This is a genomic window from Bacillus sp. ISL-55, from assembly GCF_018613155.1.
In the GTDB taxonomy this organism is placed as follows: domain Bacteria; phylum Bacillota; class Bacilli; order Bacillales; family Cytobacillaceae; genus Mesobacillus.
The window spans coordinates 20,341-32,405 of the sequence record NZ_JAGGQU010000042.1 but is presented as its reverse complement, the minus strand read 5'-3'; the positions used below and the strand labels follow the sequence as shown (position 1 = coordinate 32,405).

General features: G+C 43.5%; 11 protein-coding genes. 2 read left to right on the top strand and 9 right to left on the bottom strand.

Going from position 1 to position 12,065, the window contains the following annotated elements; all coding sequences use genetic code 11:
• Window positions 1–117: 117 nt before the first annotated feature.
• From J7E32_RS19105 to J7E32_RS19085, 5 genes are all read right to left on the bottom strand, one after another.
• On the bottom strand, window positions 118–2,001 hold the full coding sequence (locus J7E32_RS19105) for an ABC-F family ATP-binding cassette domain-containing protein (RefSeq protein WP_214910736.1): 1,884 nt from the start codon (window positions 1,999–2,001) through the stop codon (window positions 118–120).
• Window positions 1,998–2,642: an HD domain-containing protein gene (locus J7E32_RS19100; protein WP_214910734.1), complete on the bottom strand. Its 645-nt coding sequence runs from the start codon at window positions 2,640–2,642 to the stop codon at window positions 1,998–2,000. Before J7E32_RS19100 ends, J7E32_RS19105 begins: the two co-directional genes overlap by 4 nt.
• 357 nt (window positions 2,643–2,999) lie before the next feature.
• The gene (locus tag J7E32_RS19095) at window positions 3,000–3,848 is read right to left on the bottom strand and encodes a DegV family protein (RefSeq protein ID WP_214910732.1); all 849 of its coding nucleotides are present in this window, start codon (window positions 3,846–3,848) and stop codon (window positions 3,000–3,002) included.
• A 218-nt stretch (window positions 3,849–4,066) separates the two neighbouring features.
• Window positions 4,067–4,615 carry a hypothetical protein gene (locus J7E32_RS19090; protein WP_353654073.1) on the bottom strand — a complete coding sequence of 183 codons (549 nt, stop codon included), beginning with the start codon at window positions 4,613–4,615 and terminating at the stop codon, window positions 4,067–4,069.
• Window positions 4,616–4,746: 131 nt separating this feature from the next.
• Window positions 4,747–6,435: a formate--tetrahydrofolate ligase gene (locus tag J7E32_RS19085; protein ID WP_214910730.1), complete on the bottom strand. Its 1,689-nt coding sequence runs from the start codon at window positions 6,433–6,435 to the stop codon at window positions 4,747–4,749.
• 181 nt (window positions 6,436–6,616) lie between these two features.
• Between J7E32_RS19085 and metA the strand changes: the two genes are divergently transcribed.
• Window positions 6,617–7,525: a homoserine O-acetyltransferase MetA gene (gene metA, locus J7E32_RS19080; protein ID WP_214910729.1), complete on the top strand. Its 909-nt coding sequence runs from the start codon at window positions 6,617–6,619 to the stop codon at window positions 7,523–7,525.
• Window positions 7,526–7,584: 59 nt separating this feature from the next.
• Here the strand turns inward: metA and J7E32_RS19075 are convergent, their stop codons facing one another.
• Both J7E32_RS19075 and J7E32_RS19070 read right to left on the bottom strand, forming a co-directional pair.
• Window positions 7,585–8,277, bottom strand: a complete 693-nt coding sequence (locus J7E32_RS19075) for an AIM24 family protein (protein WP_214910727.1) — start codon at window positions 8,275–8,277, stop codon at window positions 7,585–7,587.
• A gap of 12 nt (window positions 8,278–8,289) precedes the next feature.
• Window positions 8,290–8,973 carry a class I SAM-dependent methyltransferase gene (locus J7E32_RS19070; protein WP_214910725.1) on the bottom strand — a complete coding sequence of 228 codons (684 nt, stop codon included), beginning with the start codon at window positions 8,971–8,973 and terminating at the stop codon, window positions 8,290–8,292.
• A 122-nt stretch (window positions 8,974–9,095) separates the two neighbouring features.
• Between J7E32_RS19070 and J7E32_RS19065 the strand changes: the two genes are divergently transcribed.
• Complete coding sequence (locus J7E32_RS19065; RefSeq protein ID WP_214910723.1) at window positions 9,096–9,314, top strand: DUF3892 domain-containing protein; 219 nt, start codon at window positions 9,096–9,098, stop codon at window positions 9,312–9,314.
• Window positions 9,315–9,353: 39 nt separating this feature from the next.
• On the opposite strand, the gene mntR is transcribed toward J7E32_RS19065, so the two are convergent.
• Together mntR and J7E32_RS19055 are read right to left on the bottom strand one after the other, a co-directional pair.
• Window positions 9,354–9,776 (bottom strand): transcriptional regulator MntR, encoded by a 423-nt coding sequence (mntR, locus tag J7E32_RS19060; protein ID WP_214910721.1) that lies wholly within the window; start codon window positions 9,774–9,776, stop codon window positions 9,354–9,356.
• Between the two features lie 70 nt (window positions 9,777–9,846).
• Window positions 9,847–12,024, bottom strand: coding sequence for a DNA topoisomerase III (locus J7E32_RS19055; RefSeq protein WP_214910719.1), 2,178 nt, complete (start codon window positions 12,022–12,024; stop codon window positions 9,847–9,849).
• Window positions 12,025–12,065: the final 41 nt, after the last annotated feature.

Genomic DNA, 12,065 nt, shown 5'->3' with positions numbered 1-12,065 from the left:
TACCTAAAGGGGAGCATATCAACTTTGGACAGCTTTTCCTCTTTTTCCAAAGTTATATATCTTTAGAAGATGAAGTCCTTTTACTAGATAAAAAAATAAGACCTGGAATCCCTGGTCTTATTCGTTTTCTGCAAGTTCGGATAAATAGCTCCATCTTTCAATTAAATACTCTAGCTGCTCATTCAACTCTTTCTCTTCATTCACCAATGCCTGGCCTTTTTCAAAATCACTGCCGATACTGGCCATTTCCCCCTGCACTTCCTCAAGGCGGGCTTCTGTACCTGCAATCTTTTCTTCAATTTCTGCCCATTCTTTTTGCTCCTTGAAGCTAAGTTTCTTTTTCTTCGGTTTTTCTGTCTGCTCTGCCTTTTCTTTCTTTGGCACTGAAGGAGCAGATTCAAGTTTCGGCCGCTTTTCAAGGTACTCTGAGTAATTGCCGTAATGCAGGTCTGTCTGTCCATTGCCTTCCAGTACAAGCAGCAGATCGACGACCTTATCAAGGAAGTAACGGTCATGGGATACCGAGATGACGACACCAGGGAAGTCTTCCAGGTAATCTTCCAAAACAGTTAATGTCTGTGTGTCCAAATCATTGGTTGGCTCATCCAGCAGCAGAACATTTGGTTCTTCCATTAACAGCTTTAACAAATAGAGTCTGCGCTTTTCGCCTCCGGAAAGCTTCCTGATCGGGGTTCCATGTGCATAAGGCGGAAACAGGAATCTCTCGAGCATTTGTGCAGCTGAAATTGTCTTGCCATCAGTGGTTTGGACGATTTCTGCCGTTTCTTTCAGGTATTCAATCACCCGCTTATTTTCGTCCATATCTTCATTTTCTTGTGTATAGTAAGCAATCTTTACGGTTTGTCCGGTGATGATTTCACCGTCATCAAGCATAATCCTGCCTGCGAGAATATTCAGCAAAGTCGATTTTCCTGTCCCATTGCGGCCGATGATTCCCAGCCTGTCCCCGGGTTTCACAAGAAGATTGAAGTGATCCAGAATTACTTTATCTTCGTATTTTTTGGTTGCATCTTTCAGTTCAAGCACCTGTTTGCCCAGCCTGCTGCCACTCAAAGAGATGTCGAGTTTTTCAGAAGACTTCACATTTGACACTTCATCATCCAATTTATCAAAACGCTGGATGCGAGCCTTCTGTTTGGTTGTCCTCGCCTTAGCCCCGCGTCTGATCCACTCGAGTTCCTGTCTGAACAAATTCTTCTTCTTTTCAAGTGTTGCGGCTTCGTTCTCTTCCCGGATTGCCTTGGCTTCAAGGAAGCTGGCATAGTTGCCTTTATAGCTATAGAGATTTCCACCATCAAGTTCAAAAATCCTGTTCGTCACTCGGTCAAGGAAATAACGGTCATGGGTAACGAGCAGAAGTGACCCTGAATATCGGGATAGATAATCTTCAAGCCATTTTACCGTCTCGTAATCAAGATGGTTCGTGGGCTCATCCAGAATCAGCAAATCTGGAGATTCTATCAAAACCTGAGCAAGTGCGACACGTTTTTTCTGGCCCCCGGATAGCTCACCCATTTTTTTGGTGAAGTCAGAAATTCCAAGCTGCATGAGTATCGATTTAGCGGCAGTATTCGCATCCCAGCCATCAGAACTATCCATTCTCCGCTGCAAGTCATAAAATTTTTCCTGAAGTCCTGGATCATCAGGTTTTTTGCCTAATTCAGAGAGAATAATCTCATAATCTCTCATCAGTTTTAAGATAGGCGCTTCCCCGCTGAAAACCTGATCAAGGACTGTTTTTTCATGTTCCATTTCAGGCTGTTGGGATAAAAATGAGATTTTATAGTCTTTTGCAAAAATTAACTCTCCCGAATCCGGCTGATCAATCCCAGCCACAATCCGGAGTAAAGAAGACTTTCCTGTTCCGTTCACTCCGATCAAACCGACTCTTTCACGCTCGCCGATTGTAAAAGAAATCCCATTAAACAACTCTTTTTCTCCGTATGTTTTCGTCACGTTTTCAATCGTAATCATTTTCATGCCTTACCATTCCATTCACTGTAAAATTGATCTAGGAAATTCTCCATGAACTGGTGTCTTTCCTCAGCAAGTTGTCTCGCTTGCTCCGTATTCATTTTATGTTTAAGCTTCAATAGCTTCTCGTAAAAATGATTGACCGAAGAACTGTCGCCATTCCTGTATTCTTCCAGCGTCATTTCTTCCCTGATATTAAGGTCAGGCTCATAAATCGGATGGCCTTTCTTCCCGCCGAATGCAAACGTCCTTGCAATCCCAATTGCACCAAGGGCATCGAGACGGTCAGCGTCCTGGACAATCTCCGCTTCAATACTATTAAGCTCAATCACCCTGCCGCCTTTAAAGGAAACTGATTCGATACAACCCTTTATCCTTGATGAGATTTCGCTATCTAATTGTATGCTTTGTAAAAATGAATCCAGTTTTAACCATCCGGCTTCTTCCGATTCATTCAATTTATCATCTGGAATGTCGTGAAGCAAGGCGGCCATTTCAATGATAAACCAGTCACCCTGCTGTTCCTTGCTCCATATCAGTCTTGCATTCTTCCTGACTCTGTCAATATGGTGCCAGTCATGTCCCGAAGAATCCTTGCCAAGCTCATTTTTGACAAACTCCTCAGCTCTTGTTATTTTATCTCTCATATCCTGCACCTACTTTCCTACCGAACTCATTTTACCATATATAGTGATGAGAGATAGCTGGATAAATATCAGTAAGCGTAAATCTGTACTATTACCTTTGTTTTAATATCAGCCTGTCTATCGAGCACTTTCCTCAGGTACTGCTCCCTGTTTTTCCATTAGAGACCTTCTATCGGACACTTTCTACAGGTTCTGCCCTCTGTTTGTCCGTTAGAGACCCTCTATCGGACACTTTCTCCGGGTTCCGCTCTCTGTTTGTCCGTGGGAGGCATACTATTCAAACATTCTCTATAAGTACCGAAGCAAGTCAATTGGCTCAGTTTTGCCGGACAAAAAGAAAAAGTGCCAAATCGGCACTTATGCATCTGCATTATTCCAGCTGATCCCGATTGTATGTTCACCAGCATGTACACCGATTACGGCTCCGATCGGACAGCTGAGGAAACGGATATCAGGGAATGCTGCTTCAAGCTGGCTTTGCCATTCGTCAGCAACCTGTTTATGAAGGCCGTATAGAATGTACACTTCCTTAACACCATATTTATTATGCGATTCTTTCAGATAATCAAATATCTTCTCGCGCGCTTTTTTATCGCTGCGGACCTTTTCCTTTGTATTTAGAGCGCCATCTTCAATACTGATGATAGGTTTGATATTTAGCATGCTTCCTAGATAGAATTGCATGCCTGACATACGGCCGCTTCGATGCAGCTGCTCAAGGCTCCCGATCATGACGTAGGTTTCATTGGAATCACGGATGGTTTCCAGCTTCTCCTTGATTTCATCGACTGATGCTCCCTGTTCAGCTAATGCTATTCCTTTTTTTAATAGGGACGTCAATGGATATGTGAGAATTTTAGAATCAAAGGTAATGACAGGAATGTTAACATCTTGTTCAGCTTGTACACTTGAGGCAACTGTTCCGCTTAGCTTGGATGAAATCAGGACTGAGAATACGAGGTCATAATCTTTTTCAAGCTCCTTATAAAGTTCCATAAAGACCCCCACAGGCGGCTGTGACGTTTTAGGAGCTGTTTTCACCGATTTTAATCTTTTATATAGCTCTTCTGCAGTCAGATCCTTTCCATCAAGGTATTCTGCATCATCCAATACAATGGTCATTGGTACTTGATACACATCAGGATGGTTCTTTAACTCCTCATCCAGGTATGCTGTACTATCTGTAACCCAGGCGATTTTCTTCAAACAATCTCCCCCTATTTTACTTTTTTCAGTTCTATTTGAATATCGTGGTTTCTAGATATCCGCCAATTCCCCTTTAATAAGTGACAGAAATGCTTGTACAAATCATGAGATACCTTCACCACTATCAGAACTTTTATATTATATGTTTAAATCCATCCGTTAATAGACTATTCTGAAAACAACACAGAAATTCCTGCTTCTGAGACAGGAATTATTATTCACTCAATAATTTTTTTGATTTTTTCAAGTGAAGCGATCATATAATCCACCATTTCTGATAAATCGTCAATCTGTTCTTCATACACAAGACGGTTGAAGGAAACCTGCACATGGCTTTTGATCGTCGGTTTATCTCCCAATGGGTCAAGCAAGGCGGTTTGGACTATCGCCCGATCTCTTCCCCATATTTCTTCCAACCCTTTATGTACTTCCTTAAAAACAACCTTTTCATTTTTATGATGAATTGAGAAAGAAATACTCACTTTACACCCTGCAAGCTGTTTGGCATGCACACTTTCCAATAGCTCCGCTGAGAGGTTCTCCAATCCGGCCTCAATGGTCATCATTGCCGATAAAAGATCCGGTTCATAACCTCTTTTAGTGAATGAAATTTCATATTTACGCGACATCTTGGCGGCATTAATCCAGTCATTGCGATCAATCACAATAATTTCTCCGCTCAAATCCCTGTCATATATATCGCCTTCGAATACGACTTTGATGTTTTCAAAAGCTGTCGGGTCAAACAAAGCTTCCACTCCTTTCACCAGCCAAAATCATGCTTTTTGCCAAAATTAAAAAATGGTCAGCCCGATGCTCTGCACAACGTCGCGTCCGATAGAAAAAACAATCTCACGTCGACACTATGCCTGGCAGAACTGACCAAGATTTGTTTTACTTAGAACAATCCGACTGCGTTACCCTCTTCATCAACATCCATATTCAATGCTGCCGGAAGCTTCGGTAAACCAGGCATTGTCATGACTTCGCCTGTCAATGCAACGATGAATCCAGCACCTACTGATGGCTTCAGTTCCCTTACTGTGATGGTGAATCCTGAAGGCCTGCCTAGTTTCTGCGGATCATCTGATAATGAATACTGTGTTTTGGCCATACAGACTGGCAGCACACCCCAGCCGAATCCTTCAAAGTCAATAAGCTGCTTCTTTGCTTTCGGGGAAAACTCGACTCCTTCCGCACCATAAACCTGGGAAGCAATCGTCTTGATTTTATCCTCCAGCGAATCGGACAAATCATAAAGATGGGCAAATGTATTTTCGCTTTTTTCAATTACATCAAGAAGTCTCTCTGCAAGCTCTACTCCGCCGGCGCCGCCCTTTTCCCAAACTTCCGTCAAGGCAACCGGGATTCCAGCATTCTCACACATCTCTTTCAATGTGTTGGTTTCAAGCTCTGTATCTGTAATGAATCGGTTAATCGCAACTACATATGGCAAGCCAAAGCTGGCAATCGTCTCAACATGCTTTTTCAGGTTTGTGAATCCGTCCTTTAATGCCTGCACATCTTCGTTTACCAATTCTGTCTTCTTCATTCCACCATGCATTTTCAGTGCACGGATGGTTGCAACTATGACAACGGCTGACGGATCGATTCCCGCTGTTCTTGCCTTAATATTCAAGAACTTCTCTGCCCCTAGATCAGCACCGAATCCGGCTTCCGTAACGACAAAATCAGCAAGCTTGGACGCAGCCTCGGTAGCGATGACACTGTTGCATCCATGCGCTATGTTTGCAAAGGGTCCGCCATGGATCAGTGCTGGAGTATGTTCAATCGTCTGGACAAGGTTCGGCTTTACTGCTTCCTTCAATAAAAGAGTCAAAGCCCCTTCTACTCCCAGGTCGCCCACAGTGACAGGCTGTTTTTCAAAATTATAAGCAACGACCATCTTTGACAGGCGGAGTTTTAAATCTTTAAGATCGCTCGCAAGGCAGAGGACAGCCATGATTTCTGATGCAACTGTAATATCGAAGCCATCTTCACGAGGTACGCCCTGCATAGGCCCGCCCAGTCCGACGATCACTTTTCTCAATGCACGGTCATTCAAGTCGAGAGCGCGCTTCCAAACGATTCTGCGCTGATCAATGTTCAGCTTGTTGCCCTGCTGCAGATGATTATCAATCAAAGCAGCCAGCGCATTATTCGCTGTTGTAATTGCATGCAGGTCACCCGTAAAGTGAAGGTTGATATCCTCCATCGGAAGCACCTGCGCGAAACCTCCGCCTGTTGCACCGCCCTTGATTCCCATAGTTGGCCCTAATGAAGGCTCACGCATAGCAATCATTGTTTTTTTACCTAGCTTGTTCAATGCATCCGCAAGTCCGACCGTTACAGTCGATTTTCCTTCACCGGCTGGAGTAGGGTTAATCGCAGTAACAAGGACGACCTTGCCGCTTTCTTTTGTTTTTAACTTAGCCAAAGCTTCTGAAGACAGCTTCGCTTTATACTTACCAAACAGCTCAATTTCATCGGCATCCAGGCCAATGCTTGCTGCAATATCAACAATCGGTTTCATTTTACTGTCACGAGCAATTTCAATATCTGACTTAACTTGAATATTTGTTCCCATTTCCAATCCCCCCAGATATTCTCTATATGCTTACCATTTTATATTTTACCATCAGTGAAATACTATCAGGTAAAAAATATTTATTTGTCATAAAATTTCCTCTTTAGCCAATTGCTCCGCGAAAGAATTCAGACTATAATAAAAATTATTGATTTTAGTTTTCCAAAAGGGAGGTTATACTTTGCCAATAAAAATACCGCTTCACTTGCCAGCAAAGGAAATACTGGAAAGAGAAAATATTTTTATTATGGATGACAGCCGGGCTGCCAAACAGGATATCCGGCCGTTGAATATATTGATCCTGAATTTAATGCCCGAAAAAGAAAAAACAGAAAGACAGCTGCTGCGGCTGCTCGGAAATACGCCACTCCAGGTGAACATAACTTTTTTAAAGACCGCTACATATGATTCGAAAAACACATCACAATACCATCTAGAAGAGTTTTATCAAACATTCGATCAAGTAAAAGAAAAGAAATATGACGGCATGATCATTACAGGTGCACCAATCGAACTGATGGAATTTGAGGAAGTAAACTATTGGAATGAACTGACGGAAATCCTTGACTGGACTGAACGGAATGTCACTTCCACCTTACACATATGCTGGGGAGCACAGGCCGCTTTATATCATCACTATGGCATAAATAAATTCGTCCTTGCCAGGAAGTGCTCAGGCGTATTCACCCACAGAGTCCTTGACCATACTGAAAAGCTCCTAAGAGGGTTCGACGATGAATTCATTGCTCCTCATTCACGGAATACCGATATATCCAAAGAGGCATTGCAAAACCATCCACAGCTTAAGCTATTGGCCTCATCAGATGAAGCAGGCGCCTTGATCATTTCCAGCAAAGACAGCAAAAGAATCATGATTACCGGCCACCTTGAATACGAAGCCACAACACTTGCAGAAGAATATTTAAGGGATAAGGAAAAAGGCATTGAAATTGTCATGCCAGAAAACTATTTCCCACAGGATAATCCTGATAAAAAACCGACAAACCGCTGGAGGTCACATGCCCATCTGTTCTTTTCCAATTGGCTGAATTATTATGTATATCAGGAAACTCCTTATGAATGGGATTAGAAAAGGCATCGATTGATTCGATGCCTTTCTCCATTCCGGACCTATGCCCGGACCTTCTATTAACCTTGCGGAGCATAATAGACTTCTTCAAAGGGTTGGACGACAACGAATCCTTCACCGCTGAATTTCATCTGGATGGATTCTCCGCTTCCACGGCCAAGGAATGTTTTGAATGAAATATCTGTTACGAATTCCGGCTGAAGATTTCCAGACCAGGCTACTGTTGCGTTCGGGTCTGTATAAACAGGATTGTCTGGACTGACAAGCAGGGTCAGCGGCTCATAATGGGATGTGATCGCTACCATTCCTGTACCCTCGAGGCGGACATTGAACAATCCTCCGGACAGCATTCCGGCGACCCGGCGCATCAGCTTGATATCCCAGTTGATGGAAGGCTCAAATGCCAGCAGGTCATTTCCGTTAACGAAAATTGCCTCGTTTTGCAAATGCAAGATTGATATTTTCTTACCCTGATCAGCCAGATATAGCTTCCCATTACCATTTGCCTTCATTAATGAAGCACCTTCACCTGTTAATGCCTTCTTGAACATCTTGCCAATTCCGTGTTCAAGCACGCCCTCGCGTTCAAACTTGATCTGGCCACGATAGGAAACCATCGCTCCAGCCTTTGACCATACCTGGCCATTCAAATTAATTTCCAGCATTCTCGGTGTTTCCAGTTCAAATAGCCCTTCCCCTTTATCCTGCTGCTTCGTGTTGCTCACAAACTCCTTGATTGAATATCGACTCATAATAATGCCTCCTTATTTTATAACCTGGAACATGAAAACCCACATAAATGACAGTGCCTGCTGCAGTTCTGCCGGCAATGAGCCTTGGGGAAGCTGCTCTGCCGCTTTTTTAAATACTCCGAACTCACCGGCTTTTCTCCAGCCACTTTCCAATGCAAGCCTCTCAAGTTCCCATGGCATGATCGTATTACAGATTACTTCTTCTCCATAAAGCCTTCTGAAGCTGTTTGTCCTCGGTCCTGCAGTCGGTCCAAGAATGCCAATGCAGGCATAACCATTGGGCTTGAGGATCCGAGCCATTTCTTTTAAAGATTCATAGGGGTGGTTCGTCCATTCTATTGAATTGATGGCCATCACCGCATCAAAATGGCTATCAGGGCTTCCGCAATCCGCAAGATTCCCCTTTCTAAAAATACAATCTTCATTCCCCGGTTTCTGCCTGGCTCTCTCAAGCATCTCCTCAGATACATCGATTCCGGTAACCACATAGCCTGCTTCGGCCAGCTTCTCAGAGCCTGTTCCATCTCCGCAGCCTAAATCACAAATCAGAGAACCAGCTGGCACAAACTGCTTGATGAATGGCACTATATCCTTGCGGCTTCCAGTTTCCCACATCCCCCTGCTTCTGGAATTCCACGTGGCAGCCATATTGTCCCACTGTTTTTCAGATTCCAATTCCCAATTGAAGGTACTCATAAGCTCACCTGCCTATTTTTTTATTGCCTATAATAGTTATTTCGTTATAGAAGAAGGAATTCCTCTTAAGTTTATTTTTCCTTAAAAAGTGCAAGACTAGGAGGATGAAAGGAGAGATTATCTTGGAACAGGAACAATTGGTTGCCATACATAAAAATAACGCCGGAGAAATCATCAGTTTCCAGACATCGAGCGGAAGGATTATATCCTACCGAAAAGCATTAATGGAAGCTAGTACAGGAACAATCTCAGGTGTGAATATCAACGAAGGTGGAGATGGAATGATTTCATTAGTTTCGGCAGACGGGTCCGCCTTTGAACAGTATCCGGATATTTACTAAGTATCGAAAAAACACCTGACAGCAGTCAGGTGTTTTGATTTAATCTTCGTCATTCTGTTTTTGGATGGCCCTTAGTTCTTGAACCCGTGATTTATCTTCTTCAAAAAATTGGACAAGATCACCGATCCTGTCAATAGCATCCCAGCTTAAATGATGTTCAATACCTTCCACATCATTATATATATTTTCCTCTTTTACGCCGATCACCTTCAGCAATTGCTCAAGGAGTTCATGACGGTCGACCAGCCTTTTGCCGGTTTTGAATCCTTTTGGAGTCAGCACAAGACCCCGATATTTCTCGTAAACAACGAACTGATCTTTATCCAGCTTCTGGACCATTTTTGTCACTGAGGAGGGATGGACCGATAATGCCTCCGCGATATCCACTACCCGGGCATATCCTTTTTGTTCTATTAAAATAAATATTTGTTCTATATAATCTTCCATACTAGGTGTTGGCATCCCATGACCTCCAATGCTTAAACAATAGCCATATTAAAGTTTACTATAGAAGGACAGGGGTGACAAGGCGCTATCCACCTTGATTGACCGGCTGTGCTGCAATATCGAACTTCAGCTTGCTGTCTTCTCCATCCCAATATAGCTTGGCGTTGAAGGTTCTATCCTTGCTCTGGAAGCCTTCAATCACATCAGTAATCCCTTCAGTCAACAGCTTCTTGATATTCTTCTGCGTTACCGTCTTGCCAAGGATTTGCTTGGAAAGTGTGAAATTGCATTTTGTTTTTTGGTAGTTTGAGCAGCCATAGAATGTTCCTTTGTCCACCACCATACCATCGCATTTTTTGCATTTTCCCAGGTTAGTAGTTCTGCGGGAACGCCCGCTTTTCTTACCCGGGACAAAAGCATTGGTCAGTTCATCTGAAAAAGCCCACCCGGAAGCTCCCTCGGATGTTTCAGCAACAAGGTGTTTAATCATTTTTGAAGTTTGCTCAATGAACAGTTTAGGAGAAGCTTCTCCCTCGCCAATTTGGTGCAGGCGCTGCTCCCATTTCGCTGTCATTTCCGGTGATGCCAATACTTGTCCACCAACAGCGGCGACGAGGATCTTTGCCTTGGCGGTCGCATATACGAGGTTTTTCCGGACTTCAATATACGCCCTGTCTTTAAGCATCGTAATGATGCCCGCTCTCGTCGCTTCAGTTCCAAGTCCTTCAGCTTTCATCAGGACCTTCTCAAGCTCCTTGTCTTCAATATGCTTGCCTGCCGTTTTCATCAGGGTGATCAGCTGGCCCTCAGTCAGCCTCTTTGGCGGCTGTGTCTTACTTTCCTTTACCTCAGATTTCATTACGGTTCCTGTTTCACCTTGCTGGACAGCAGGCAGCTCTGGTTCTTTATCTGAGTCTTTTTGTGGGAGTACTTTCTTCCAGCCTTCATCCAGCTGGACTTTCCCCTTCGATATAAACTCGGCCCTGCCTTCAACAACTGTCTTAATCGTTGTATATTCTGCGATGTATGGTCCATAATGGGCTGCAATCAGTGTCCTGGCCAATAAATCATATAACTTCTGCTCGTCTCCTGACAGCCTGCTGAGATTGGGAACTTGTTCTGTTGGAATGATGGCGTAGTGATCTGTCACTTTTTTTTCATTCACGTAGCGTTTGTTATTTTTGATCGATGAACTGGGTAATGGAAAAAGCGGCTGATAATCAGGATTAGCCTGCAATTTATTCAAAATAGCAGAAAAGCCCTCGGCCTCTCCTGGCGTTACATGCCTCGAGTCAGAACGCGGATAGGATACGATTCCTCTTTGGTATAATCCTTGTAAGATGTCCAGCGTCTTTTTTGGCGACATTTTAAAACGGCGATTTGCTTCCGCCTGGATTGCAGAAAGATTATAAAATAGCGGCGGCAGGAATTCTTTTTTCTCAGAAGTAACTTCTGCGGCTTCCGCAGCTTTTCCATCGCAAAATGCAGCAATTTTCTCGGCCATTTCCTTCGTTTTGATCCGTGAGTCACCGTCTTTTTCCCATTTGCCGCTGTATTTCTTGCCATTGATATTAAATCTTGCGAGCACTTCCCAAAATGGTTCCGATACGAAATTTTCGATTTCCAGCTCTCTTTTTACAATCAAAGCCAGAGTAGGTGTCTGCACTCTTCCGACAGAAAACACATCTGAATAGCCTCTCTTCTGAAGCAGAAGTGTGTACAATCTGGATGCATTCATGCCGACAACCCAGTCAGCACAAGCGCGGGTATAGGCTTCAAAATACAAATTTTTTGTATCTGATTCATTCAAAAGGTTTTGAAAGCCCTCCTTTATCGCTTTTGGCGTCAGTGAAGAGATCCATAGTCTTTTCATCGGCTTCATACAATTGGCAAGGCGGAGGACATTCCTGATGATTAATTCCCCTTCACGCCCGGCATCGCCCGCATGGATTATTTCAGACACCTGCGGGTCGGTAGCAAGCTTTTTTATGATTTGGAATTGCTTTGCTTTCGATTTGACGACTTCATACTTGAAGTTCTCTGGAATGATCGGCAGTGTATCGAGCGACCATTTTTTCCATGATGGATTGTAATGCTCGGGTGCGGACAATTCCGTTAAATGTCCGATTGCCCATGAGACGTATGCACCCTTAGGGAATATTTCATTAGGGAGTATCTCAAGGAATCCATCCCTTTTCTTCATTTTAAATACGGAGGCCAGCGTTCTGCCCTGGTCAGGCTTTTCCGCAACAATCAATTTCATAATTTCCTCCTGAAAAACTTTTATATGAGCGTGCTTTTTAA

Coding starts and splice junctions, on each gene's coding strand:
- J7E32_RS19105 (WP_214910736.1), bottom strand. CDS start 2,001: ATGAAAATGATTACGATTGAAAACGTGACGAAAACATACGGAGAAAAA.
- J7E32_RS19100 (WP_214910734.1), bottom strand. CDS start 2,642: ATGAGAGATAAAATAACAAGAGCTGAGGAGTTTGTCAAAAATGAGCTT.
- J7E32_RS19085 (WP_214910730.1), bottom strand. CDS start 6,435: ATGGGAACAAATATTCAAGTTAAGTCAGATATTGAAATTGCTCGTGAC.
- J7E32_RS19075 (WP_214910727.1), bottom strand. CDS start 8,277: ATGAGTCGATATTCAATCAAGGAGTTTGTGAGCAACACGAAGCAGCAG.
- J7E32_RS19070 (WP_214910725.1), bottom strand. CDS start 8,973: ATGAGTACCTTCAATTGGGAATTGGAATCTGAAAAACAGTGGGACAAT.
- mntR (WP_214910721.1), bottom strand. CDS start 9,776: ATGCCAACACCTAGTATGGAAGATTATATAGAACAAATATTTATTTTA.
- J7E32_RS19055 (WP_214910719.1), bottom strand. CDS start 12,024: ATGAAATTGATTGTTGCGGAAAAGCCTGACCAGGGCAGAACGCTGGCC.